The organism is Pseudomonas sp. IPO3774 (assembly GCF_013386835.1).
Classification (GTDB): domain Bacteria; phylum Pseudomonadota; class Gammaproteobacteria; order Pseudomonadales; family Pseudomonadaceae; genus Aquipseudomonas.
The window spans coordinates 431,144-456,455 of sequence record NZ_JACAQY010000013.1 but is presented as its reverse complement, the minus strand read 5'-3'; the positions used below and the strand labels follow the sequence as shown (position 1 = coordinate 456,455).

Annotated in this window: 25 protein-coding genes; 13 read left to right on the top strand and 12 right to left on the bottom strand. The window is 61.8% G+C overall.

The genetic code is table 11. The features are described from left to right. Window positions 1–157 precede the first annotated feature (157 nt). The 5 genes from dgoD to HYE77_RS08055 all read right to left on the bottom strand — a co-directional run bounded on the left by dgoD (window position 158) and on the right by HYE77_RS08055 (window position 4,353). On the bottom strand, window positions 158–1,306 hold the full coding sequence (dgoD, locus tag HYE77_RS08075; protein ID WP_003213645.1) for a galactonate dehydratase: 1,149 nt from the start codon (window positions 1,304–1,306) through the stop codon (window positions 158–160). A 33-nt stretch (window positions 1,307–1,339) separates the two neighbouring features. Beyond that, entirely contained in the window at window positions 1,340–1,960 is a 621-nt protein-coding gene (locus HYE77_RS08070; RefSeq protein WP_003213643.1) for a 2-dehydro-3-deoxy-6-phosphogalactonate aldolase, read from the bottom strand. Window positions 1,961–1,973: 13 nt separating this feature from the next. Then, on the bottom strand, window positions 1,974–2,942 hold the full coding sequence (locus HYE77_RS08065; protein ID WP_177068642.1) for a 2-dehydro-3-deoxygalactonokinase: 969 nt from the start codon (window positions 2,940–2,942) through the stop codon (window positions 1,974–1,976). Window positions 2,943–3,044: 102 nt separating this feature from the next. After that, complete coding sequence (locus tag HYE77_RS08060; protein ID WP_003213639.1) at window positions 3,045–3,371, bottom strand: DOPA 4,5-dioxygenase family protein; 327 nt, start codon at window positions 3,369–3,371, stop codon at window positions 3,045–3,047. Window positions 3,372–3,402: 31 nt separating this feature from the next. After that, window positions 3,403–4,353 carry a LysR family transcriptional regulator gene (locus HYE77_RS08055; protein WP_008439576.1) on the bottom strand — a complete coding sequence of 317 codons (951 nt, stop codon included), beginning with the start codon at window positions 4,351–4,353 and terminating at the stop codon, window positions 3,403–3,405. A 103-nt stretch (window positions 4,354–4,456) separates the two neighbouring features. Between HYE77_RS08055 and betC the strand changes: the two genes are divergently transcribed. The 3 genes from betC (at window position 4,457) to HYE77_RS08040 (ending at window position 8,642) form a co-directional block, all read left to right on the top strand. After that, a complete protein-coding gene (gene betC, locus HYE77_RS08050; protein WP_008439571.1) occupies window positions 4,457–5,971 on the top strand; it encodes a choline-sulfatase in 1,515 nt (504 codons plus the stop codon). Between the two features lie 16 nt (window positions 5,972–5,987). Beyond that, window positions 5,988–6,908, top strand: a complete 921-nt coding sequence (gene choX / locus HYE77_RS08045) for a choline ABC transporter substrate-binding protein (protein WP_177022425.1) — start codon at window positions 5,988–5,990, stop codon at window positions 6,906–6,908. 165 nt (window positions 6,909–7,073) lie between these two features. Beyond that, window positions 7,074–8,642: a SulP family inorganic anion transporter gene (locus tag HYE77_RS08040; protein WP_177068641.1), complete on the top strand. Its 1,569-nt coding sequence runs from the start codon at window positions 7,074–7,076 to the stop codon at window positions 8,640–8,642. 114 nt (window positions 8,643–8,756) lie between these two features. Here HYE77_RS08040 and aroE read toward each other — a convergent pair whose 3' ends face one another. After that, entirely contained in the window at window positions 8,757–9,575 is an 819-nt protein-coding gene (gene aroE / locus HYE77_RS08035) for a shikimate dehydrogenase (protein WP_134325487.1), read from the bottom strand. After that, entirely contained in the window at window positions 9,575–10,504 is a 930-nt protein-coding gene (gene hemF, locus HYE77_RS08030; protein WP_003213625.1) for an oxygen-dependent coproporphyrinogen oxidase, read from the bottom strand. Before hemF ends, aroE begins: the two co-directional genes overlap by 1 nt. A 158-nt stretch (window positions 10,505–10,662) precedes the next feature. On the opposite strand from hemF, the gene HYE77_RS08025 reads away from it, so the two are divergent. Next, complete coding sequence (locus HYE77_RS08025; protein WP_076013283.1) at window positions 10,663–11,640, top strand: NADPH:quinone reductase; 978 nt, start codon at window positions 10,663–10,665, stop codon at window positions 11,638–11,640. A gap of 145 nt (window positions 11,641–11,785) precedes the next feature. Here HYE77_RS08025 and HYE77_RS08020 read toward each other — a convergent pair whose 3' ends face one another. From HYE77_RS08020 to HYE77_RS08010, 3 genes are all read right to left on the bottom strand, one after another. After that, a complete protein-coding gene (locus tag HYE77_RS08020; RefSeq protein WP_003213622.1) occupies window positions 11,786–12,343 on the bottom strand; it encodes an L-threonylcarbamoyladenylate synthase in 558 nt (185 codons plus the stop codon). Between the two features lie 54 nt (window positions 12,344–12,397). Next, complete coding sequence (gene dprA, locus HYE77_RS08015) at window positions 12,398–13,492, bottom strand: DNA-processing protein DprA (RefSeq protein ID WP_003213620.1); 1,095 nt, start codon at window positions 13,490–13,492, stop codon at window positions 12,398–12,400. A 63-nt stretch (window positions 13,493–13,555) separates the two neighbouring features. Continuing rightward, the gene (locus HYE77_RS08010) at window positions 13,556–14,344 is read right to left on the bottom strand and encodes a peptidoglycan-binding protein (RefSeq protein ID WP_177068640.1); all 789 of its coding nucleotides are present in this window, start codon (window positions 14,342–14,344) and stop codon (window positions 13,556–13,558) included. Between the two features lie 150 nt (window positions 14,345–14,494). Here HYE77_RS08010 and def point away from each other — a divergent pair, with 150 nt between their 5' ends. Genes def through HYE77_RS07985 form a run of 5 tightly spaced genes read left to right on the top strand, consistent with a single transcriptional unit; the run spans window position 14,495 to window position 19,051 of the window. Further along, window positions 14,495–15,001: a peptide deformylase gene (gene def, locus HYE77_RS08005; protein WP_003213617.1), complete on the top strand. Its 507-nt coding sequence runs from the start codon at window positions 14,495–14,497 to the stop codon at window positions 14,999–15,001. A 57-nt stretch (window positions 15,002–15,058) separates the two neighbouring features. Next, window positions 15,059–16,018: a methionyl-tRNA formyltransferase gene (gene fmt / locus HYE77_RS08000; RefSeq protein ID WP_003213615.1), complete on the top strand. Its 960-nt coding sequence runs from the start codon at window positions 15,059–15,061 to the stop codon at window positions 16,016–16,018. Then, a complete protein-coding gene (rsmB, locus tag HYE77_RS07995; protein WP_177068639.1) occupies window positions 16,015–17,325 on the top strand; it encodes a 16S rRNA (cytosine(967)-C(5))-methyltransferase RsmB in 1,311 nt (436 codons plus the stop codon). The genes fmt and rsmB overlap by 4 nt, the downstream gene beginning before the upstream one ends. A 22-nt stretch (window positions 17,326–17,347) precedes the next feature. After that, window positions 17,348–18,721: a Trk system potassium transporter TrkA gene (trkA, locus tag HYE77_RS07990; protein WP_003213611.1), complete on the top strand. Its 1,374-nt coding sequence runs from the start codon at window positions 17,348–17,350 to the stop codon at window positions 18,719–18,721. An 18-nt stretch (window positions 18,722–18,739) separates the two neighbouring features. Then, complete coding sequence (locus HYE77_RS07985; protein ID WP_003213608.1) at window positions 18,740–19,051, top strand: lipopolysaccharide assembly protein LapB; 312 nt, start codon at window positions 18,740–18,742, stop codon at window positions 19,049–19,051. A 134-nt stretch (window positions 19,052–19,185) separates the two neighbouring features. On the opposite strand, the gene HYE77_RS07980 is transcribed toward HYE77_RS07985, so the two are convergent. Next, complete coding sequence (locus tag HYE77_RS07980) at window positions 19,186–20,073, bottom strand: lysophospholipid acyltransferase (RefSeq protein WP_003213605.1); 888 nt, start codon at window positions 20,071–20,073, stop codon at window positions 19,186–19,188. A gap of 40 nt (window positions 20,074–20,113) precedes the next feature. Continuing rightward, window positions 20,114–20,671 carry a DNA-3-methyladenine glycosylase I gene (locus tag HYE77_RS07975; RefSeq protein WP_087694571.1) on the bottom strand — a complete coding sequence of 186 codons (558 nt, stop codon included), beginning with the start codon at window positions 20,669–20,671 and terminating at the stop codon, window positions 20,114–20,116. 81 nt (window positions 20,672–20,752) lie between these two features. On the opposite strand from HYE77_RS07975, the gene glyQ reads away from it, so the two are divergent. The 4 genes from glyQ (at window position 20,753) to HYE77_RS07955 (ending at window position 25,151) form a co-directional block, all read left to right on the top strand. After that, entirely contained in the window at window positions 20,753–21,706 is a 954-nt protein-coding gene (glyQ, locus tag HYE77_RS07970) for a glycine--tRNA ligase subunit alpha (RefSeq protein ID WP_003213601.1), read from the top strand. Beyond that, window positions 21,703–23,757 carry a glycine--tRNA ligase subunit beta gene (gene glyS, locus HYE77_RS07965; RefSeq protein WP_003213599.1) on the top strand — a complete coding sequence of 685 codons (2,055 nt, stop codon included), beginning with the start codon at window positions 21,703–21,705 and terminating at the stop codon, window positions 23,755–23,757. The genes glyQ and glyS overlap by 4 nt, the downstream gene beginning before the upstream one ends. Window positions 23,758–23,759: 2 nt before the next feature. Then, complete coding sequence (gmhB, locus tag HYE77_RS07960) at window positions 23,760–24,296, top strand: D-glycero-beta-D-manno-heptose 1,7-bisphosphate 7-phosphatase (protein ID WP_166742131.1); 537 nt, start codon at window positions 23,760–23,762, stop codon at window positions 24,294–24,296. Between the two features lie 84 nt (window positions 24,297–24,380). Then, window positions 24,381–25,151, top strand: a complete 771-nt coding sequence (locus HYE77_RS07955) for a 1-acyl-sn-glycerol-3-phosphate acyltransferase (RefSeq protein ID WP_003213596.1) — start codon at window positions 24,381–24,383, stop codon at window positions 25,149–25,151. Window positions 25,152–25,312 lie beyond the last annotated feature (161 nt).

Here is a 25,312-nt window from a genome sequence, read left to right as displayed (position 1 = left end):
ATTGAGGACAGGTCTTACTGACGAAACCGAATCAAATGTGGGAGCGGGCTTGCTCGCGAAAGCGGTCTACCAGCAGCGGAGGTGTTGACTGACACTCCGCCTTCGCGAGCAAGCCCGCTCCCACATTGATCGGGTTTTCATCTCAAATTCGCGGTGTTTACCACTCCGCAAAACTGCCATCGGCATGCCGCCAGATCGGATTGCGCCAGCGATGCCCGATGGCCGCGCGTTCGATCACGTATTCCTCGTTGATCTCGATGCCCAGGCCTGGCCCGTTGGGGATTTTCACAAAGCCCTGGTCGTAGTCGAAAACACCCGGATCGCGCACGTAATCCAGCAGGTCATTGCTCTCGTTGTAGTGAATGCCCAGGCTCTGTTCCTGGATGAACGCGTTGTAGCAAACCGCATCCAGCTGCAGGCACGCTGCCAGGGCAATCGGGCCGAGCGGGCAGTGCAGGGCAAGGGCCACGTCGTAGGCTTCGGCCATGTTGGCAATCTTGCGGGTTTCGGTGATACCGCCGGCGTGGGACGCATCCGGCTGGATGATGTCGACGTAGCCTTCGCTGAGCACGCGCTTGAAGTCCCAGCGCGAGAACAGGCGCTCGCCGAGGGCAATCGGGGTGCTGGTGAGCGGCGCCAGCTCTTTCAGCGCTTCGTAGTTTTCGCTGAGCACCGGCTCTTCGATAAACATCAGTTTGTAGGGGTCGAGTTCCTTCATCAGCACCTTGGCCATGGGTTTGTGCACCCGGCCATGGAAGTCGACGCCGATGCCGACGTTCGGACCGACCGCATCCCGCACGGCGGCGACGTTGGCCAGGGCCTGGTCGACCTTTTCGAAGCTGTCGAGAAATTGCAGCTCTTCGGTGCCGTTCATTTTCACCGCAGTAAAACCACGGGCCACGGCTTCCTTGGCGGCGCGGGCAGTGTCGGCCGGGCGGTCGCCACCGATCCACGAATACACGCGGATCTTGTCGCGCACCTGGCCACCCAGCAGGTCGCTGACCGACACGCCGAGGGCCTTGCCCTTGATGTCCCACAGCGCCTGGTCGATACCGGCGAGAGCGCTCATATGGATCGCGCCGCCACGGTAGAAACCGCCGCGATAGAGCACGGTCCAGATGTCTTCGATATTGCGTGGGTCCTTGCCGATCAAGTAGTCGGACAATTCTTCGACCGCGGCAGCCACGGTATGGGCGCGGCCCTCGACAACGGGCTCCCCCCAACCAGTCACGCCCTGGTCGGTTTCAACCTTGAGGAAGCACCAGCGCGGCGGGACGATGAAGGTGGTCAGTTTGGTGATTTTCATCTTCTTATCTCTCTTGTAGATGGAGAACGCTGATCAGCCCAAGGCATGCCAGGCGGCGACGTAGGCCTGGGCGTTGCTCGCCACTTGGGCGACGCTCATGCCCGGCTTGAATAACCCGGAGCCCAGGCCGAAGCCTTTGACGCCCGCGTCGAAAAATACCTGCATGTTGTCCGGGGTGATGCCGCCTACCGGCAGCAGCACGGTGCCGGCGGGCAGTACCGCGAGCCAGGCCTTGACCACCGCCGGGCCCATTTGCTCGGCCGGGAACAGCTTCAGCACGTCGGCGCCTTCGGCCAGCGCGGCAAACGCTTCGGTGGGCGTGGCCACACCCGGCGACAGATACAGGCCCGCGGCCTTGGCGGCCCGCAGCACCTTGGCATCGCTATGGGGCATGACGATCACCTGGCCGCCGGCGGCTTTGACTTGATCGACCTGTTCCGGGGTCAGCACGGTGCCGGCGCCGATCAGGCAATCGGCGGGCAGGCTGTCCCGCAGGATGCGGATGCTGGAATAAGGATCCGGCGAGTTCAGCGGCACTTCGATCACCCTGAAGCCCGCCGTGTACAACACCTCGCCAATCGCCAGCGCCTCCTCCGGTCGCAGGCCGCGCAGGATCGCGATCAAACCGTTGTGTGTCAGTGCTTGCTTGAGCATGTCGGGCCTCTCGTCAGGTTGCAGGCAGCAGCCCCGCCGCCATGGCCAGTTGCCAAAGGCCACGCTCAGTAGCCTCCTGCGCCAGGGTCACGTGGGGGAAGCCACAGAGTTGGAGTGCACGCTGGTAGCGGGTGCAGAGTTGGGGTGTGCCGACCAGGACGATGTCGCGCTGCTGGCTGGGCTTGCGAGTGCGCAGGCCGGTCAGTTCGTGGCCGATCAACAGCCCGGACAGATAGTCCGGTTGCTCGTCAGGCGCCAGCTCGCCGGTCAATCCCAGGGAGCGTGCGCTGAACAAGTTCGACAACAGGCCCGTTTGGCCGTCTGCCGACAGCGCAACCTGAACACCGCGATCAAAAGCGGCCACCTGAAACTGTTCGGAAGGGCGCTGGGTGCGCCCCAGAATGCTGTGTTGACTGAGCACGGCGAACAACTCGCCGGTCATGAAAGTATCGAAGTGAGTGATGCAGCCTTCCACCACCTCCACCCACTTGGAATGGCTGCCCGGCAGGCCGATCAATACGTCGCGCCCGGTATGGGCAGCCAGGCTTTGCAGCACGCCGAGCACCTGGGTTTCTTCACCGCGCATCACATTGGGCAACGCGCCGCGTTGAATCACGCCGGGCACGATGTGCACCGCTGCGCCCCGCAGGCTGCGCACCCCATGCAGCGCCTGGCCGAGGGTAGAGACGTCGGCCGGGGTGTCGCGGTAAGCCGCTTCGCTCCAACCCTGGGCGCTGCCGACCATGCCGCAGGCGATAACGGGAAGGTCGGGCTGGGTGTCGAGCCAGTCACCGCAGGCTGCGTCGAATGCCAGCTCGAACCCGTTGCTGCAGCGAACACCGGCTATTTCCCGGGCTTCAGTCGGCAGGTGCATGATCCCCGACGCCAAGGTGCGCCGTTCGATCACGACGCCTGCCGGGCCGAGCTTGTAAGCACGAAGGGAACTGGTTCCCCAATCGAGCGCGATCAATTGCGCCTGCATCGCTTCACCTGAGTGTTCTGAGCGGATGAGGCGAATATAAACCCAAGACCGGCAAAGTCTCAATATATAAATATCAGTCCCATATATAGGGAAATTGCAGGCTTAAAATATTGACAAATCCAGCGTGCGCATCGCCCCCATCCAGATCGCGTGTTCGGTGTGGTCCTTGAGGTCATCACCGGTGGTCGGGTGCAGGAACACCACCAGGCCGTTGCGGTTGAGGGCCAGCCAAGGCAGCACGACGCCGATGTATTCAGGTTCGAATGCCAGCTGGCAGCTCCAGTCCGGGTGCGGGCCCACCGGGCGTTCATGCACGCGGCCCATGCGCAGCGGAAACAATTGCGCGGCGTCTTCGCAGAGTTTGCGCGCCTGGTCGATGGTGTTGGCGTCGAAATAGATATGGGCGTGGTAGCCCTTGATACGTTGCATGACAGGCTCCGGGCTCATTGATCGGCAAATCCTAGACCGCAATGGACGGCAGGGCCAGACCGGTCAGCGATTGTGCGCTGCTGGCCTGTTCGGTCATCAGCCAGTCGACGAAACGCTCGATCAACTGGCTGCGGCGTTTGCGCTGGGGCAGCACCACGTAATAGCCGAAGCGCGAGATCACCGTGTCGCCAATCGGCCGGCACAGCCATTTTTGCTCCAGCAGGTTATCCACAAGGTGACGCCAGCCGATGGCCACGCCCTGGCCCGCGATCGCGGCCTGGATCAACAGCGTGTAATTGTCGAAACGCAGTTGGCCCGGAGTGGGCGCGGTGGTGATGCCCAACTCACGGAACACGCCGCTCCAGTCGAACCACTGGTTGTTGTTTTGCTGGCGCAGGTGCAGCAAGGGGAACTCCAGCAGGCTCTGCACCGACAGTGGCGCGACTCGGTCCTGGAGTAGCTGCGGGCTGCACACCGGGAACACTTCCTCGTTGAACAGCCACAGGCTGTCGCCCTGTTTGAAGCGGCCGTCACCGAACAGCACCGCTACGTCGATATCGCTGCGCAACGTGGCGTGGTTACGCTCGCTGGTGACCAGGCTCACGTCCACCTGCGGGTTGGCTTCATGGAAACGATGCAGGCGTGGCATCAGCCAATACGCGGCGAAGGCAAAGTCGGTCGCCACCTGCAGGACTTCATGCTGGTCCTGCTCGGCAATCGCGCTCAGGCCCTGGTTGATGCTCTGCAAACCGGCCTGTACCTGCTCGAATAACAAGGCGCCCGCGTCGGTCAGCTCGATGCCACGGTAGATGCGATCAAACAGGCGCACCTTCAGCTGTTCTTCCAGGCGCTTGATCTGCTGGCTGATGGCCGGCTGGGTGGTGCCCAACTCCATCGCCGCTGCCGTAAAGCTGCGTTGGCGCGCTGCGGATTCAAAGGCACGCAGCAGGTCGAGTGACAGGTGACCGAGGGATTCATACATAAGCTGGGCTTATCCTAGACATTGCTTCTCATGGGCTTTACCACGATTTCCATGGCCTGCATGCTCATTCGCATAAACATCGACTATGGAATGCCGCGAAACCATGAAGCGCAAGAACATTCTTTTTATCATGGCCGATCAAATGGCCGCGCCGATGCTTCCGTTCTACGGTCCTTCGCCTATCAAACTGCCAAACTTGAGTCGCCTCGCCGCTGAGGGCGTGGTGTTCGACGCCGCTTACTGCAACAGTCCGCTGTGTGCGCCATCGCGCTTTACCCTGGTGAGCGGCCAGTTGCCGAGCAAGATCGGCGCCTACGACAACGCAGCCGATTTCCCCGCCGACGTGCCGACCTATGCCCACTACCTGCGTCGCCTTGGCTACCGCACAGCGCTGTCGGGCAAGATGCATTTTTGCGGCCCCGACCAGCTCCACGGCTATGAAGAACGCCTGACCAGTGACATCTACCCGGCCGACTATGGCTGGGCCGTGAACTGGGATGAGCCGGACGTGCGCCCCTCCTGGTACCACAACATGGCGTCGGTGCTGCAGGCCGGGCCGTGCGTGCGCACCAACCAGCTGGATTTCGACGAAGAGGTGGTGTTCAAGGCCCAGCAGTACCTGTTCGACCATATCCGCGAGGATGGCGACCAGCCGTTCTGCCTGACCGTGTCGATGACTCACCCACACGACCCTTACACCATTCCCAAACCGTTCTGGGACCTGTACGACGACAACGACATCCCGCTGCCTGCAACACCGCCACAGGCTGACCTCGACCCTCACTCCCAGCGCCTGCTCAAGGTCTATGACCTGTGGGACAAGCCGCTGCCGCTGAACAAGATCCGCGATGCACGCCGCGCTTACTTCGGCGCGTGCAGCTACATCGACAGCAACGTCGGCAAGCTGCTGCAAACCCTGGAAGACACGGGCCTGGCCGACGACACCATCATCATCTTCTCCGGCGACCACGGCGACATGCTCGGCGAACGCGGGCTCTGGTACAAAATGCACTGGTTTGAAATGGCCGCCCGGGTGCCGCTGCTGATCAGCGCGCCGGGGCAGTTTGCGGCCGGCCGGGTGACCGCCGCCGTGTCCACCGCCGACCTGCTGCCTACCCTGGTGGAACTGGCCGGCGGCGAGCTGGACCCGAGGCTGGCGCTGGACGGCCGCTCGCTGGTGTCTCACCTGCAAGGGCAGGGCGGGCACGACGAAGTGTTCGGTGAGTACATGGCCGAGGGCACCATCAGCCCGCTGATGATGATTCGCCGTGGCGCCTACAAGTTCATCTACAGCGAGGACGATCCTTGCCTATTGTTCGATGTGCACAACGACCCGCACGAGCGGGAGGACCTCAGCCAGTCACCGGAACACCGGCCACTGTTCGAGGCGTTTTTGCATGAAGCGCGGGCCAAATGGGACATCCCGGCGATCCACCAGCAGGTGCTCGCCAGCCAACGCCGTCGCCGCCTGGTGTTCGAGGCGCTGACCCAGGGCAAGCTGAAGAGCTGGGACCACCAGCCACTGGTAGACGCCAGTCAGCAATACATGCGCAACCACATCGACCTCGACGATCTGGAGCGCAAGGCACGTTTTCCACAACCCTGCCAAAACCAATAAAACTGAGGGGAAGGCCATGCAAAAGTTATCCACCGTGTTGAGCGTTGCGCTGCTGGCATTGAGCAGTGCCGGCGTCTACGCGGACACCAGCTGCGACACCGTGAAGATGGCCGATCCGGGCTGGAGCGATATCGCCGCCACCAATGCCATTACCGGTTTCCTGTTGAACGGCATGGGCTACAAGGCCAAGGTCGACACCCTTGCGGTGCCGATCACCTTTGGCGGGCTCAAGGACGGCCAGGTGGACGTGTTCCTGGGTAACTGGATGCCGGCGCAGCAGGGCTTCTACGACAAGTTCGTGGCCAATGGCGATGTGGTGCAACTGGCGAAGAACCTCGACGGCACCGAGTTCACCCTGGCCGTGCCGGACTATGTCTGGGACGCCGGGGTGCATGACTTTGCCGACCTGAACAAGTTTGCCGACAAGTTCGACAAGAAGATCTACGGCATCGGTTCGGGCGCGCCGGCGAATCTCTCGTTGCAGGAAATCATCAAGAAGAACGACTTTGACCTGGGCCAGTGGAAGCTGATCGAGTCCAGTGAACAGGCGATGCTGGCCGAAGTGTCCCGGGCGGTGAAGAAGCAGAAGTTCGTGACCTTCCTCGGCTGGACGCCGCACCCGATGAACGTGCAGTTGAAGATGCATTACCTCAAGGGTGGGGAGAAGTACTTTGGTGACACCGGCAGCGTGTATACGTTGACCCGCAAGGGCTATGCACAGGCGTGCCCGAATGTGGGGAAATTGCTGACCAACCTGAGTTTCACCCAGGAGATGGAGAACGCCATCATGGCTGAGGTGGTGAACAAGAAGCTCAGTAATGCGGACGCGGCGAAGGCGTGGATCAAGGCGAACCCGGCGGTGCTGGACAAGTGGCTGGACGGGGTTAAAACCGTGGACGGCCAGGATGCACTGGCCGCTGTAAAAGCCAAACTCTGATGCACTGATCGTTCCCACGCTCTGCGTGGGAACGCATCCGGTGACGCTGCGCGTCACGACTCAAGAGCGGACGCAGAGCGTCCAAGACGGCATTCCCACGCAGAGCGTGGGAACGATCATCATGAGCCTGATACTCTGATTCAAACCTCTTCAACCGAGTTTCCAATGCCCTGGCCCAACCGCCATACACTCTTCCCCTTCCTCAGCTGGCTCCCGCGCCAAACCCGCGCCAGCGTCGGGCGAGATGCAATCGTTGGCCTGAGCGGTGCAGTCCTGGCATTACCCCAGTCCATTGCCTACGCGCTGATCGCCGGTCTCCCACCGGAGTATGGTCTGTACGCCGCGATCATCCCGGTATTGATCGCCTGCTTGTGGGGCTCTTCCTGGCACCTGATCTGCGGCCCCACGGCAGCCATCTCTATCGTGCTCTACGCCAGCGTCAGCCCGCTGGCCGTGCCCGGCTCCCAGGACTACATCACACTCATCCTGCTGCTGACGTTCCTGGCCGGCGTCTTCCAATGGCTGTTGGGCATGCTGCGCTTCGGCGCCCTGGTGAATTTCGTCTCGCATTCAGTGGTGCTCGGCTTCACCCTCGGCGCTGCGGTGGTGATCGCCCTGGGCCAACTGCCCAACCTGCTGGGGCTGGACCTGCCCAGCCAGGCCACGGCGATCAACAGTCTGCTGGCGCTGATCAACCATGCCGGGGAGTGGAATCGTCCTTCACTGGTGCTCGGGCTCGGCACCTTGCTGGTGGGGGTGCTGCTGAAACTCTGGGTACCGCGCTGGCCAACCCTGTTGATCGCGCTGGCCCTGGGCAGCCTCATCCCGTGGCTGTGGCCGGCGATGTTCGGGGAGGTGGCGCGGGTCAGTTCATTTGTCGGCAAGCTGCCACCGTTCAGCCCGCTGCCGATGGACCTGGACATGGTCCTGCGCCTGCTGCCGAGTGCCGTGGCGGTGGGCATGCTGGGGCTGGTGACCAGCCTGTCGATTGCGCGCTCACTGTCGGCGCGCTCCCAACAATTGCTCGATGCAAATCAGGAAGTGCGCGCCCAGGGTTTATCCAACATCGTCGGTGGATTTTTCTCCGGGTACTTGTCGGCGGGTTCCTTCACACGGTCGGGCCTGAGTTATGAGGCAGGCGCCTGTTCGCCGCTGGCGGGGGTGTTTTCCGCATTGTGGGTGGCGTTGTTCGCGCTGTTCGGTGCGGCATTGATCGCGCATATCCCGATCCCGAGCATGGCCGCCAGCATCCTGCTGATTTGCTGGGGGTTGGTCGACCATCGCGGTATTCGGGCGCTGTTCCGGGTCAGCCGCGCAGAGTTCGTGGTGATGAGCCTGACCTGCATCGCCACGCTGTTGCTGGAGTTGCAAACGGCCATTTACGCCGGGGTGCTGGCGTCGCTGTTTTTCTACCTCAAGCGCACCTCGCAGCCGCGGGTCCAGCAATGGCGTGACGGTGAGGACGATGTGCTGCGGGTCGGCGGGTCGATCTTTTTTGGCGCCAGCCATTACCTGCAGGTGCGGCTGCAAAGCCTGCACGGCCAGCGGGTGGTGATCGAGGCGCAGCAGATCAACTTCATCGACTATTCCGGGGTGGAGATGCTGCACCAGGAAGCGCGCCGATTGAATGGAGTGGGGCGCAGCCTGGCGTTGCGCAAGGCCCGGCCGCAGGTGGTGGAAGAGCTGAAGAAACTGGAAGGGGCCGACAAATGCCCCATCCATTTCGAAGACTGAATGCGGTTAAAACTGTGGGAGCGGGCTTGCTCGCGAATGCGGTGTGACAGTCGCCGTATGTATCGACTGATCCACCGCATTCGCGAGCAAGCCCGCTCCCACATTTGGATTGCGTCAGGCCAGTTGGCTACGCAATTCAGCCAGCACCGGCGCGGAGTCCGGTCGAACGCCGCGCCACAGGAAGAACGCTTCCGCGGCCTGTTCCACCAGCATCCCCAGGCCATCCATTGCCACCGCCGCGCCCTGCTCACCGGCCCAGCGGCAGAAAGCCGTAGGCTCTTTGCCGTACATCATGTCGTAGCAAAAAGTCTTTCCGGGTTCGATCAGGCTGCCGGCAATCGGCGGTACATCGCCTGACAGGCTGGCGGACGTGGCATTGATGATCAGATCCACCGGTTCACGCAGCCAGTCGAAACCGCTGGCGGACACCGGGCCGAGATCGTCGAACAGCTCGGCGAGCAATTCGGCTTTTTCCACGGTGCGATTGGCAATGATCAGCGAAGCCGGCTGCTCAGCCAGCAATGGCTCCAACGCGCCGCGCACCGCACCACCGGCGCCCAGCAGCAGGATGCGTTTGCCTTGCAGGCTGAACCCGGCATTCACCGTCAAATCCCGCACCAGGCCGGCGCCGTCGGTGTTGTCTCCCAACAGGCTGCCATCGCCGAGCTTGCTCAGGGTATTCACCGCGCCGGCCCGTTGGGCGCGTTCGGTCAGGGCGTTGGCCAGGCGATAGGCCTCTTCCTTGAACGGTACGGTGACGTTGGCGCCACGGCCTTGTGCGAAAAATGCTTTTGCACAGCCGGTGAAATCCTCCAACGGCGCGAGCAAGGTGCTGTAGTCCAGTTGCTCGCCGGTCTGTTCGGCGAACAGACGGTGAATCAGCGGCGACTTGCTGTGGCCGATGGGGTTGCCGAAGACGACATAACGATCCATCAGACCGCCGCCTTGGGCAGCACACCCAGCCAGTCGCGGTCTTGCAGGAAGTAGTCGGTTAGGCGCGCTTCTTCGCTGTCGGGGGCGGCTTTCCAGTCATAGCTCCAGCGCACTTGCGGTGGCAGCGACATCAGGATCGACTCGGTACGCCCGCCCGATTGCAGGCCAAACAAAGTGCCACGGTCGTAGACCAGGTTGAACTCGACGTAGCGGCCACGGCGGAATTCCTGGAATTCGCGCTGCTGCTCGGTATAGGCCATGGCCTTGCGGCGCTGGACGATCGGCAGGTAGGCGTCGATGTAGGCGTCGCCGATGGCGCGCATGAAGGCGAAGCTGGTGTCGAAGTCCCACTCGTTCAAATCATCGAAGAACAAACCGCCGATGCCACGCGGTTCGTTGCGGTGCTTGATGTGGAAGTAGGTGTCGCACCAGGCCTTGTAGCGTGAATAAACGTCCGGGCCAAACGGCGCGCAGGCCTGTTCGGCGACGCGGTGCCAGTGGATGCAGTCTTCTTCGTTGCCGTAGTAGGGCGTCAGGTCGAAGCCGCCGCCAAACCACCACACCGGCTCTTCGCCTTCTTTTTCAGCGATGAAAAAACGCACATTGGCGTGGGAAGTCGGCACATGCGGGTTGTGCGGGTGGATCACCAGCGACACGCCGAGGGCCTCAAAACCGCGACCGGCCAATTCCGGGCGATGGGCACTGGCGGACGGTGGGAGGCCGCTGCCAAACACGTGGGAAAAGTTAACGCCGCCTTTCTCGATTACCGAACCGTTTTCGATCACACGGGTGCGACCGCCGCCGCCGGCAGGCCGGGTCCAGGCGTCTTCGATGAAGCGAGTGTCCGTCTCGAAGGTTTCCAGGGCGCTGCAAATGCGGTCTTGCAGGTCAAGCAGGTAGGCTTTGACAGCCTCGGTGCGGGTAGTCATGACATCACCTTGAATCGGGCAACGCTACACGAGGCCATTGGGCATCGGCGGCAAATGGGCGCACAGGATACCACTGCACCCACTGCTGCCACAGTTGACGAAGATCAAGCTTAGGAGTCCGATAGGGGGCTACGCGAAATGACTTAAGGAGAGTGCAGATGGCCAAACGTATCCAGTTCCGTGCCCATGGCGGCCCCGAAGTGCTTGAGTATGTGGACTACACCCCGGCCGAACCCGGCCCGCAGCAGGTTCGCGTGCAGAACAAGGCCATTGGCCTGAACTTCATCGACACCTATTTCCGCAGCGGTCTGTATGCACCACCGGCCTTGCCGTCGGGCCTGGGCGCAGAAGGTGCTGGCGTGGTTGATGCGGTGGGCAGCGAAGTCACTCAATTCAAGGTCGGCGATCGCGTGGCCTACGGCAGCGGCCCGCTGGGCGCCTACAGCGAATTGCATGTGTTGCCGGCTGCCAACCTGGTGCACCTGCCGGACGACATCAGCTTCGAACAGGCCGCCGGCGCGATGCTCAAGGGCCTGACGGTGCAGTACCTGTTGCGCCAGACCTATGAGTTGAAGGGCGGCGAAACCATTCTGTTCCACGCCGCTGCCGGTGGCGTCGGCTCCCTGGCTTGCCAATGGGCCAAGGCCTTGGGCGTGAAGCTGATCGGTACCGTGAGTTCGCCGGAAAAAGCGGCGCTGGCCAAATCCCTCGGCGCCTGGGAAACCATCGACTACAGCAAGGAAAATGTCGCACAACGCGTGCTGGAACTGACTGACGGCAAGAAGTGCCCAGTGGTGTACGACGGCGTAGGCAAGGACACCTGGCTCACATCCTTGGACAGCGTCGCGCCACGCGGGCTGGTGGTGAGTTTCGGTAATGCTTCGGGGGCGGTGGATGGGGTCAACCTGGGGATTCTGGCGGCCAAGGGCTCGCTGTATGTGACCCGGCCGACATTGGCGACCTATGCCAACAACCCGGAAAACCTGCAGGCGATGGCGGATGATCTGTTTTCGATGATCATCAGCGGGAAGCTGCAGATTGATATTAACCAACGGTTTTCGTTGGGGGATGCGGCGAAGGCGCAAATTGAGTTGTCGGCGCGGCGGACGACTGGGTCGACCATTCTGTTGCCATAAGGCGTTGGATTTTCAGCGGCTTTGAGGGCCTCTTCGCGAGCAAGTCGAATCGTCGCACCGCCGCTCCCACATTTGTCCGCGTTCCAAAAGTTGGACTCGGTCAAATGTGGGAGCGGGCTTGCTCGCGAAAGCAGGCGGCTCGGTCTCAGGAAGGCCGCACAACCTCACCCGTCGCCAGATCCCGAATCAGACTCGGGTTCTTGCGCCCCCCCAGATTCCCCCCCAATACCAGATCCACCTGCCCGCGGAAGTACTGCTCCACACGAATCCGCGTGCGCGCCGCCGGGCGGCCCTGCGGGTTGGCCGAGGTGGAAATCAGTGGCCCGACCAGCGAGCACAGATCCCGCACTTGCGGATGATCAGTCACCCGCAACGCCACCGTGTCATGCACCCCGGTAATCCACTCGGGCAGCAAGTCCTGATGGGGCACCAGCCACGTATTCGGGCCAGGCCAGGTACTGGCCATGCGGTCCATCCACTCATCGGGAAAGTCTTCGAAGAGAAAATCGAACTGACGGATATTGTCGGCAATCAGGATCAGCCCCTTATCCACAGACCGGCCCTTGATCGCCAGCAACCGATCCACCGCTTCTTCGTTCCAAGGGTCACAGCCCAGGCCCCAGACCGCCTCGGTTGGATAGGCAATCACTGCGCCTGCGCGAATTTCTCGTGCGGCTTCTCGCACACGCCACCTGTTGACCATTACTCACTCTCCGGACTAAAGCTCTGCGCAGTTTACCGATCTTCGTTACAAAACCTAGCCGCGCGCAAGCCAGCGCCCGCTTTCGCAGATCACCCGGCCTTCCAGTTCCAGCTCCGTCAGGCTGGCCAGCACCTCGGACAAGGCCCTGCCACTGGCAATCGCCAGGGCTTCACTGGTGTGGGGCGCCGCGTGCAACAGCGCCACCAGCGGATGATTGACCGCAATCGGCGCCGGGCGGGAGAGGGCCTGCCAGCCACGCAGGTTTTCGAGAATGTGCTCGATGGTTTCCACCAGCACCGCGCCATCGCGGATCAGTTGATGGCAGCCTTTGGCCCCGGGGTGATGGATGGAGCCGGGGATGGCGTATACCTCGCGCCCTTGCTCCGCCGCCAGCCGCGCGGTGATCAGCGAACCGCTGGCCATGCTGGCCTCCACCACCAGTACCCCAAGCGACAGGCCACTGATAATACGGTTGCGGCGCGGGAAGTTGCCGGCCTGGGGCGCGGCGTCCAACGGAAACTCGGAAACCACGGCGCTGCCTTGGGCAATCATCGCCTCGGCCAAGCGTCGATGGCGCTGTGGATAAAAATTTTCGAGCCCGGTGCCCAGCACGCCGATTGTATGTCCACCAACATCCAAAGCCGCCTGGTGAGCAGCACCGTCGATACCCAGGGCAAGGCCACTGGTGATGACAAAACCGGCACTCGCCAGGCTGCGGGAAAACGCGGCGGCGGTATCCATTCCTGGCCTGGAGGCGCGACGGCTGCCGACCATCGCCAGCTGCGGTTTCTCCAGAATCGCCGGGTTGCCGGCGACGAATAATAGCGGGGGTGCGTCATCCAATTCTGCAAGCAATGCCGGGTAGTCGGGTTGGTCCCACATCAGCAAATGCTGGGCCGGACGCTCCAACCAGGCCAATGCCGCACTGGCACCATCACGTACTTCCTCGCAACGCCGGGCATCGGCGCTGGCCACCTTGAGCCCCAGGGAGCGCCAGGCACTGGCCGGTGCGCTGATGGCTTTTGACGCAGAACCAAAGGCCTCGATAAGTTTTTTAAAGCCCTTGGGACCCAGTTCCGGCAGCCTGTGCAAGCGTAGTCGGGCTTCCAGTTCTGCCGGGGAAATTTCACGGTCATTCGTCGGTAACATTTGATCGTCCTTGATCGGAACAAGCTGTGGATAACTCTGTTGGTAACTTATTTAGCAACCTAATTATTGTCTTCGTTCAGGCGCCTCAAAACGGTCCATTACCGCCAGCGATCGCGACGCGCTGAGCACCAGGCCGTAGCTGAGCTTTTCGTAGGTGCGGAACACCATTAGCGTCCCGGCCGGCTCGTCGGGCATCTTCACCGGAGCACCGGTCACTCGGTCCCGAACGGTTTCCCCGGTTTTCACCACGGCCAGCAAATGGCCTTCCATCAGGCCGTCACGACGGCCCTTGTTCAGCGTCACCGCGTCCAGCACGCCGATCTGCGTCACGCCCCGTGGCACGTCGATGATGTGCCCGGCAGTGGCGCGAGCAGGCATCTGAATCACCAGGCTGGCCAGGTCGGTGGGCGCTTGCTGGCTGAGCAATCGGTCGCCGGGCCGCACTTCCTGGGTGACGCGCTGCACACCCAACGTGCTGACATCGCCCGCCGTCACAAAACGTGCGGTGCCAATGTCGTCGACGTTGATACCCAGCAATTCCTGGCTTTGCGGGTCGGTATAGGCCTTGCCGCGACGGAAGATCCCGTAGCTTTCGACTGCAGGGTCCAGGGCACCTCGCGCATAAATACGCTCGCCATCGGCGCCCAATACTCGTCCGGCATCTGCTGCAACAATATAGGGAGCGTGCTCCAGTTCCTGGGGGGTATCGAGAATGCGGTTGTGCAGTAAAAAGCGCTGGATGGCCTGCTGCGTATGAAGCGGCAACGGTTGGCCGGGCTGTGGATAGCTCTCGGGAACCTGGGCAATAACGGCCTGGGCCCACAGCAGCAAGACGAGTAGCGATTTCCTCATGGGGTGAATCTCCTTTATTATGTGCATTCGCGTGAAACGCCTTGGCCTTCGCGGCTTTCGGACGTTTTCCCACGGCACTTATCCCGGCACATCAAGGGTCCATCCCCGGCGCCGACTTGCCTTTACCTCACATGTGCAGCAATTACGCTTATGGCTATTTTGAACATCCTCGAATTTCCGGACTCACGCCTGCGCACCATCGCCAAGCCAGTGGCCGTAGTGGACGCCAAGGTTCGTCAGTTGGTCGATGACATGTTTGAAACAATGTATGAAGCCCCGGGTATCGGCCTCGCCGCGACCCAGGTCGACGTGCATCAGCGCGTCGTGGTCATGGACCTGTCCGAAGACCGCAGCGAGCCCCTGGTGTTTATCAACCCTGAGTTCGAAACCCTGACCGACGAGATGGGCCAGTACCAGGAAGGCTGCCTGTCGGTGCCCGACTTCTACGAGAACGTCGACCGTCCCCAGCGCGTCAAGATCAAGGCCCTGGACCGTGACGGCAAGCCGTTCGAGATGATTGCCGAAGGCCTGCTGGCGGTTTGCATCCAACACGAGTGCGACCACCTCAACGGCAAGCTGTTTGTCGATTACCTGTCCACGCTTAAACGCGACCGGATCAAGAAGAAGCTGGAAAAGAAGCATCGCCAGCAAGCTTGATTCCCTTCTTTCAAAGGCTTGCTCCGGCAAGCCTTTTTCTTTTGTGAGACGTTTCCCATGACCGAGCCACTGCGCATCGTTTTTGCCGGCACCCCCGAATTCGCCGCCGAACACCTCAAGGCCCTGCTCGCCAGCCCTTATGAAATCGTGGCGGTCTACACCCAGCCCGATCGCCCGGCCGGTCGTGGGCAAAAACTGATGCCCAGCCCGGTCAAGCAGCTGGCACTGGAAAACAACATTGTGGTGCTGCAGCCGCCGACCCTGCGCAACGCCGATGCCCAGGCCGAACTGGCTGCGCTGAAGCCAGACCTGCTGGTGGTGGTGGCCTACGGCTTGATCCTGCCCCAGGCTGTGCTGGATATCCCGCGCCTGGGCTGCATCAACAGCCACGCCTCGCTGCTGCCTCGCTGGCGTGGCGCGGCACCGATCCAGCGTGCCGTCGAAGCCGGTGATGCGCAAAGCGGGGTGACCGTGATGCGCATGGAAGCAGGCCTGGACACCGGGCCGATGCTGCTGAAAGTCACCACCCCGATCACCGGGCAAGACACCGGCGGCAGCCTGCATGATCGCCTCGCCGAAATGGGCCCGCCGGCTGTCGTCCAGGCCATCGCAGGCCTGGCTGCCGGCACTCTGCAAGGTGAAGTTCAGGACGACAGCCTCGCCACCTACGCCCACAAATTGAACAAGGATGAAGCCCGCATCGACTGGAGCCGCCCGGCCGTTGAGCTGGAGCGTCTGGTGCGTGCCTTCAACCCGTGGCCGATCTGCCACAGCACGCTCAATGGCGAGGCCTTGAAAGTACTGGCCGCCACCCTGGCCGAAGGCAAGGGCGCCCCCGGCGAGATCATCGGCGCCAGCAAGGACGGCCTGTTGGTAGCGTGCGGTGAACAGGCGCTGTGTCTGACCCGTCTGCAATTGCCCGGCGGCAAGGCGCTGAACTTCAGCGATTTGTTCAACAGCCGCCGTGAGAAATTTGCCGTTGGCATCGTCCTCGGCCAAGCGGTGGACGCGCAATGAACCCACGTCTGGCCGCCGCCAAGGCCCTGGCCGCCGTGCTCAACGGCAAGGCTTCCCTCAATAGTTCGTTGCCGACCCAACTGGATAGAGTCGAAGACCGCGATCGCGGCTTTACCCAGGACCTGGCCTTCGGTACCGCCCGCTGGCAGCCACGTTTATCGGCGCTGGCGGCCAAGCTGCTGCAAAAGCCGTTCAAGGCGGCAGACGCCGATGTCGAGGCGCTGCTGCTGGTGGGCCTGTATCAACTGCTCTACACCCGCGTGCCGGCCCACGCAGCCATCGGCGAAACCGTCGGTTGCGCCGACAAGCTGAAAAAGCCTTGGGCCAAGGCCCTGCTCAACGCCGTGCTGCGCCGCGCCCAGCGCGAAAGCGAAGCGCTGCTGGCCGAGCTGGAACATGACCCGGTGGTGCGCACCGCCCACCCGCGCTGGCTGCAAAAATCCTTGAAGGCGTTCTGGCCCGAGCAGTGGGAAGCCATCTGCGCGGCCAACAACGCGCACCCGCCGATGATCCTGCGGGTCAATCGCCGTCATCACACCCGCGACGCTTATCTCACATTGCTTGGCGAAGCCGGTGTAGCGGCCACGGCCTGCGTCTACAGCCAGGACGGCATCGTTCTTACAGAACCGGGCGATGTACGTAACCTGCCCGGGTTCGCCGAAGGCTGGATCAGCGTGCAGGACGAAGCCGCTCAACTGGCCGCCGACCTGCTGGACCTGGCCCCGGGCCAACGCGTACTGGACGCCTGTTGCGCCCCCGGCGGCAAGACCTGCCACATCATGGAAGTGCAAGCGGACCTGGCCGGTGTCGTCGCCGTCGACCTGGAAGCCAAGCGCCTGGTGCGTGTGCGGGAAAACCTCGCCCGCCTGGGCCTCAGCGCCGAGCTGATCGCCGCTGACGGCCGCGACACCGCCACCTGGTGGGACGGCAAGCCGTTCCAGCGCATCCTGCTGGACGCACCGTGCTCCGCCACCGGCGTGATCCGCCGCCACCCGGACATAAAGCTGACCCGCCAACCCGACGACATCGCCGCCCTGGCCGTGCTGCAAGGCGAGTTGCTGGACGCGTTGTGGCCGACCCTCGAAGTAGGCGGCATCCTGCTGTACGCCACCTGCTCGACGCTGCCTACCGAAAACACTGAAGTCATCGAAGCCTTCCTTGCTCGCACCAGCGGCGCACGGGAACTGGACCTCGACATCCAGGCCGGGATCAAGCAGCCTCATGGCCGCCAGTTGCTGGCCCAGGAAGGCGGCCACGACGGGTTCTATTACGCCAAGCTGATCAAGATTGCCGCCGCTCGCGGCTGAATGGTTTTAAGGGAGTGACCGGATGAAAATCATCATCCTCGGCGCAGGGCAGGTTGGCGGTACGCTGGCCGAGCATTTGGCCAGCGAAGCCAACGACATCACCGTGGTCGACACCGACGCGGAGCGCCTGCGGGATTTGGGCGACCGTTTGGACATCCGTACCGTACAGGGCCGCGCCTCGTTTCCTACAGTGCTGCGCCAGGCCGGTGCCGACGATGCCGACATGCTGGTGGCAGTCACCAACAGTGACGAGACCAACATGGTTGCCTGCCAGGTCGCCCACACCCTGTTTCACACTCCGACCAAGATCGCCCGAGTGCGTGAGGCGGCCTACCTGACCCGCGCCGGACTGTTCGACAACGACGCGATCCCGGTCGATGTGCTGATAAGCCCGGAACAGGTGGTGACCCATTACATCAAGCGCCTGATCGAACACCCGGGCGCCTTGCAGGTGATCGACTTCGCCGAAGGCAAGGCACAGCTGGTGGCGGTCAAGGCCTACTACGGCGGGCCGTTGGTGGGCCAGCAACTGCGCCAACTGCGCGAGCACATGCCCAACGTCGAGACGCGGGTGGCGGCGATCTTCCGTCGCGACCGGCCGATCCTGCCCCAGGGCGATACGGTGATCGAGGCTGACGACGAGGTGTTTTTCATCGCCGCCAAAGCGAACATTCGCGCGGTGATGAGCGAAATGCGCCGTCTGGATGAGACCTATAAACGCATCGTCATCGCCGGCGGCGGGCAGATCGGTGAGCGCTTGGCCGAGGCCATCGAAAGCCGCTACCAGGTGAAGATCATCGAGATGAATCCGGCACGCTGCCGGTATTTGTCCGACACCCTCGACAGCACCGTGGTCCTGCAGGGCAGCGCCTCGGATCGTGATCTGCTGCTGGAAGAAAACATCGCCGACGCCGATATCTTCCTGGCCCTGACCAACGATGACGAAGCCAACATCATGTCGTCGTTGCTGGCCAAGCGGCTGGGGGCGAAGAAGGTGATGACCATCATCAACAACCCGGCCTACGTCGACCTGATCCAGGGCGGCGATATCGACATCGCCATCAGCCCGCAACTGGCGACCATCGGCACCTTGCTGGCCCACGTGCGCCGCGGCGATATCGTCAGTGTGCACTCGTTGCGCCGGGGTGCGGCGGAAGCCATCGAGGCGATTGCCCACGGTGATTCAAAATCGAGCAAGGTGATTGGCAAGGCGATCCGCGATATCGGCCTGCCGCCGGGCACCACCATTGGTGCAATCATTCGCGATGAAGAAGTGATCATCGCCCACGACGACACGGTGATCGCCACGGGCGACCACGTGATTCTGTTCCTTGTGGATAAAAAACATATCCGCGATGTGGAGAAGCTGTTCCACGTGGGCCTGAGCTTTTTCTGATCAAACGGAGTGACCGACATGCTCGAATCCCTGGAAAAAATGCTCGCCAAGGGTGTGGATAACTCACTGCTGCGGTTTGGTTTGGGCAAGGGTTATCTTGATCTGAAGGACAACGCCAAGGCGGCCGAGCATTTGCAGAAATGCGTCGAGTTCGACCCGAAGTATTCGGCGGCGTGGAAGCTGTTGGGCAAGGCGCAGCTGGGGCAGGGTGATAACGCTGCAGCGCGGTTAGCTTGGGAGAAGGGTATTGAAGCGGCCCTGGCACATGGCGACAAGCAGGCCGAAAAGGAAATGACCGTATTCCTGAAGAAACTCGACCGCCAAGCTTAAGCAGAACCCAATGTGGGAGCGGGCTTGCTCGCGAAGGCGTCGTGTCAGTCACCGAATTTGTGTCTGATACACCGCCTTCGCGAGCAAGCCCGCTCCCACATTTTGTTTTGTGCCAACCTTGAGTCAGCCGTACATCAATACCACCGCGCCTCACCCGGCGGGCGTTTCTTGAAGCGTTTCATGCTCCACATGTACTGGCTCGGGTAAGCCCCCACATAGCGCTCCACCACCTTGCTCATCGCCGCACACGAAGTGGCGGTGTCGGTGCTGTACATGTCTTCCGGCGCCGCTTCCAGGATCACTTTGTAGCCCGAGCCATCCGGCAGCCGCAGGGCATGCAGGAACACCCCGACCGCCTTGTGCCCCGCCAGCATGTTCGGCACGAACTTGCTGGTCAGCGCCTGGGTGGCGAAGAACGGCACGAAGATCCCGGCCGATTCCGCCGGCTCCGGATCCGCAGGAATGCCCACCTGGCCGCCTTTGCGCACTTCCTTGATGACACTGAGGATGCCTTCCTTGGTGGACGCCGCCACGCGGTTACCCAGTTGCACCCGCTGTTTGCGCAGCAAGTCATCCACCGCCTTGAGCTTCGGCGGGCGGTAGAAAATGATCGGTTTGCACTGGCTGCAATAGAAGTGGTTCAACACTTCCCAGTTGCCCAGGTGGCTGGTGATGCCGACCACGCCTTTGCCCGAGGCCAGGGCTTCGTGCAGCACTTCCAGGCCTTCGACCTCGCGCACCAGGTCGATGGAACGCTGGGCCGGCCAGATCCAGGCGCAGGCGCTTTCGGTCAGGGACTTGCCGATGTCCATCAGGCTGCGTCCAACGAGACGCTCGCGCTCGGCCGGATCCATGTCCGGGAAGCATTTGGACAGGTTGATCCGCACCGTCTCACGGGAACGGTTGGGGGTTTTCCACATGATCCAGCCAATTGCCGAACCGACCGCTTGCACCGCGCGCCAGGGCAGCAGGGCAAACAACCGAAGAGCGCCTACCAGCAAGGCGCCTTTAAACTTTTCCACAGGTCACTCCTGATCGTGTGTGGTGCGCAAAGCCGCCATTCTAACCGGCGTTGGCGAGGTCCGCGTAACGGTCGCAGTCCTGAGTGTGGTCCATGACCATGCCCGAGGCCTGCATGAACGCGTAGCAGATGGTCGGCCCGACGAAGGTGAAGCCGGCTTTTTTCAAGGCTTTGCTCATGGCCTCAGCCTCCGGCGTAATGGCCGGGACCTGGCTGCGGTCCTTGAAATGATTGACCTTGGGCACGCCGCCCACAAACGACCACAGAAACTCCACGGGGTCCTGCAGCGCCAGCCAGGCGGCGGCATTGCGCCGGGTGGCATTGAGTTTCAGGCGGTTACGCACGATGCCCGGATCGAGCATCAGCGCTTCGATCTCGGCATCGCTCAGTTGGGCCAGACGCTGCGCATCAAAGCCGAACAAGACCTTTCGATAATGCTCGCGTTTGCGTAAAACGGTGATCCAGGACAGGCCCGCCTGGAACCCTTCGAGCAAAAGCAACTCGAACAGTCCCTGCGCATCGCGCAGCGGCGTTCCCCACTCCTGATCGTGATAAGCCATGTACAGCGGATCTTCAGAACACCAAAAGCAGCGTGGCATAAGGCTCCAGGGGATGGTGGCGCGGCCGAATCGGGTATACTCCCGCTCTTTAAATCGCAGCCCAAGTAACAGGTGAATTTCGTGAGCCAGCCTACGCCAGCCGTGCGTACCTTCCAAGACTTGATCCTCGCCCTCCAGCAATACTGGGCCGAGCAAGGTTGTGTGGTACTTCAGCCCTACGATATGGAAGTAGGCGCCGGCACTTTCCACACCGCTACCTTCCTGCGGGCCATCGGCCCGGAAACCTGGAACGCCGCTTATGTGCAGCCCAGTCGTCGCCCGACTGACGGCCGCTACGGCGAAAACCCGAACCGCCTGCAGCACTACTACCAGTTCCAGGTGGTTCTGAAGCCAAACCCGGACAACTTCCAGGAGCTGTACCTGGGCTCGTTGAAACATGTCGGCCTGGACCCGCTGGTCCACGACATCCGTTTCGTCGAAGACAACTGGGAATCGCCAACCCTGGGCGCCTGGGGCCTGGGCTGGGAAGTCTGGCTCAACGGCATGGAAGTGACGCAGTTCACTTACTTCCAGCAAGCCGGCGGCATCGAGTGCTACCCGGTGACCGGCGAGATCACCTACGGTCTCGAGCGCCTGGCCATGTACCTGCAAGGCGTGGACTCGGTCTACGACCTGGTGTGGGCTGACGGCCCGTTCGGCAAGGTGACCTACGGCGACGTGTTCCACCAGAACGAAGTGGAGCAGTCGACCTACAACTTCGAACACGCGAACGTCGAGAAGCTGTTCGAACTGTTCGACTTCTATGAAAGCGAAGCCAAGCGCCTGATCGAACTGGATCAGCCGCTGCCGTTGCCAAGCTATGAAATGGTTCTGAAGGCATCCCACACCTTCAACCTGCTGGACGCCCGTCGTGCCATCTCGGTAACTGCGCGCCAGCAATACATCCTGCGTGTACGCACCCTGGCGCGTTCCGTCGCCCAAGCCTACCTGTTGGCTCGCGCCAAGCTGGGCTTCCCGATGGCCACCCCGGACCTGCGTGATGAAGTGTTGGCTAAGCTGGAGGCTGCACAATGAGTGCTCAAGATTTCCTGGTTGAACTGGGCACCGAAGAGCTGCCACCCAAGGCACTGAATACCCTGGCCGACGCATTCCTGGCCGGTATCGAAAAAGGCCTGCAAACCGCTGGCCTGAAGTTCGCCGCAAAAAAAGTCTACGCCGCGCCGCGCCGACTGGCTGTGTTGCTCACCGCACTGGAAACCCAGCAGCCGGACCGCAGCATCAACCTCGACGGCCCGCCACGCCAGGCCGCCTTCGATGCTGAAGGCAACCCGACTCAAGCCGCCCTTGGTTTTGCCAAGAAGTGTGGCGTCGAGCTGAGCGAAATCGACCAGAGTGGCCCGAAGCTGCGTTTCAGCCAGGTCATCACCGGCAAGCCGACCGCCAGCCTGTTGCCGACCATCGTTGAAGACTCGCTGAACGACCTGCCGATTCCCAAGCGCATGCGCTGGGGTGCCCGCAAGGAAGAGTTCGTGCGCCCGACCCAATGGCTGGTGATGCTGCTCGGTGACCAGGTCATCGACTGCACCATCCTCGCCCAGAAGGCCGGCCGTGATTCACGTGGCCACCGCTTCCACCATCCTGAAGCCGTGCGCATCACCGCGCCCGCCAACTACCTCAATGACCTGCGTGCAGCCTATGTGCTGGCGGATGCCAATGAGCGCCGCGAGCTGATCAGCAAGCGTACCGAAGAGCTGGCCCGCCTGCAGGAAGGCACCGCCATCGTGCCGCCAAGCCTGCTGGACGAAGTGACCGCTTTGGTTGAATGGCCAGTGCCGCTGGTGTGCTCGTTCGAGGAGCGTTTCCTCGACGTGCCGCAGGAAGCGCTGATCACCACCATGCAGGACAACCAGAAGTATTTCTGCCTGCTGGACGTCGACGGCAAGCTGCTGCCGCGCTTCATCACCGTGGCCAACATCGAAAGCAAGGACCCGCAGCAGATCATCGCCGGTAACGAAAAAGTCGTTCGCCCGCGCCTGACTGACGCCGAGTTCTTCTTCAAGCAAGACAAGAAGCAGAAGCTCGAAGACTTCAACCTGCGCCTGCAGAACGTGGTGTTCCAGGAAAAACTCGGCAGCGTATACGACAAGGCCGTACGGGTTTCCAAGCTGGCGGCCTACATCGCGCCACGCATTGGTGGCGATGCTGCCTGGGCTGCGCGTGCCGGCCTGCTGTCCAAGTGCGACCTGGCCACCGAGATGGTCGGCGAGTTCCCGGAGATGCAAGGTGTTGCCGGTTACTACTACGCCCTGAATGATGGCGAGCCGCAAGACGTCGCCCTGGCGCTGAACGAGCAGTACATGCCGCGCGGTGCTGGCGCCGAGCTGCCGACCACCCTCACCGGTGCGGCCGTGGCCATCGCTGACAAGCTGGATACCCTCGTCGGTATCTTCGGTATCGGCATGTTGCCTACCGGCAGCAAAGACCCGTATGCGCTGCGCCGTGCGGCCCTGGGCGTGCTGCGCATCCTGATCGACAAGAAGCTCGACCTCGACCTGACCCAGGCCGTGGTGTTTGCGGTTGGCCAGTTCGGTGCCAAGGTCAAGCAAGCGGGCCTCGCCGAGCAAGTGCTGGAGTTCGTGTTCGACCGTCTGCGTGCGCGTTACGAAGACGAAGGCGTGGACGTTTCGGTGTACCTGTCGGTACGTGCCCTGCAACCAGGTTCGGCGCTGGACTTCGACCAGCGTGTGCAGGCCGTACAGGCCTTCCGCAAGCTGCCGGAAGCCGGTGCCCTGGCCGCCGTGAACAAGCGTGTGTCGAACCTGCTGAGCAAGGCCGACAACCTCGGCAATGCCGAAGTCGACCCGGGCCTGTTTGCCGATGCCAAGGAGTTCTCGCTGAACTCGGCCATCGCCAAGGCAGAAAATGCAGTGAAGCCGCTGATCGCCGAACGCAACTACGCCGAAGCCTTGGCGCGCCTGGCCACCTTGCGTGAGCCGGTGGATGCGTTCTTCGAAGCGGTGATGATCAATGCCGAAGACGCGGGCGTGCGGAAAAACCGCTACGCCATGCTGGCGCGCCTGCGCGGCCTGTTCATCAATATCGCTGACATTTCCGTACTGAGCTGACCATGTTGAAACTGCTGATTCTCGATCGGGACGGAGTGATCAATTACGACTCCGACGCTTACATCAAATCGGTGGCGGAATGGATTCCACTGCCCGGCTCGATCGAGGCCATCGCGCAGTTGAGCAAAGCGGGCTGGACAGTGGCCATCGCCACCAACCAGTCCGGCATCGCCCGCGGCTACTACGACATCGCCACCCTCGACGCCATGCACGCGCGCCTGCGCACGCTGGTGGCCGAGCAGGGCGGTGAAGTAGGGCTGGTGGTGTATTGCCCGCACGGCCCGGATGAAGGCTGCGATTGCCGCAAGCCCAAACCGGGTATGCTTAAAACTATTGCTGAACATTACAACGTGCCATTGGCTGGGCTATGGTTTGTCGGGGACAGCCTCGGTGACCTGGAAGCCGCCAAAGCCGTCGACTCTCAGCCAGTTTTGGTAAAAACCGGGAAAGGCGAAAAGACCCAGGCTAAAACCCTGCCGGTAGGTACTTTGATTTTTGACGATCTGGCGGCGGTTGCCGCAGAACTTATCAACAACTAGCAGCCCTTCTGACTTCCTGACCAAGGACTGTTCGGGAGCGCGCTTTTAACAGGCGGGCGTTGTCCCGCAACGGTAAATGCCGCCATGTCGATTTTGCAGGCCATCAGAACCTTCTTCTTTTACCTGCTGTTGGGCACCAGCTCTTTTCTCTGGTGCACCCTGAGCTTTTTTATCGCGCCTTTCCTGCCGTTCAAGGCGCGCTATCGTTTCATCAACGTCTTTTGGTGCAACTGCGCGCTGTGGTTGACCAAGGTGTTCCTGAACATTCGTTTCGAGATCAAGGGCGCCGAAAACGTCCCGGACCAGCCTTGTGTGATTCTGTCGAACCACCAGAGCACCTGGGAAACCTTTTTCCTGTCTGCGTACTTCTCGCCCCTGAGCCAGGTGCTCAAGCGTGAGCTGCTGTACGTGCCATTCTTCGGCTGGGCCATGGCCATGCTGCGACCGATCGCCATCGACCGCGACAACCCCAAGGCCGCACTCAAGCATGTGGCCAAGAAGGGCGATGAGCTGTTGAAGGATGGGGTTTGGGTGCTGATCTTCCCTGAAGGCACACGCGTGCCCTACGGCACTGTGGGCAAGTTCTCACGTGGCGGTACGGCCCTGGCGGTGAACGCCGGGCTGCCGGTGCTGCCGATTGCCCACAACGCCGGCAAGTTCTGGCCAAAGACCGGCTGGGCCAAGCGTGAAGGCACCATCACTGTAATCATTGGCGAGCCCATGTATGCCGAGGGCGAAGGCCCACGTGCCATTGCAGCGCTGAACGACCGTGCCCAGGCATGGAATGAAGCGCAACAAAGGGCCATGGGTTCGTTGCCGCCGGAGCCGGTTGTGGTCGACACGCCGGTGATTTGAGTTTCTGTGGATAACCTGTGTACGGTTTGTTGGCGAATTGCTCTTTTTGGCTTATAGGCTGCTGATTTACTTACATATTTCCCAAGCTCATAAAACAGCGAAAAAGGTGCATAAGTTTTTCCCGCATTAAAAAACCGGTCCTTGAGACCGGTTTTTTATGC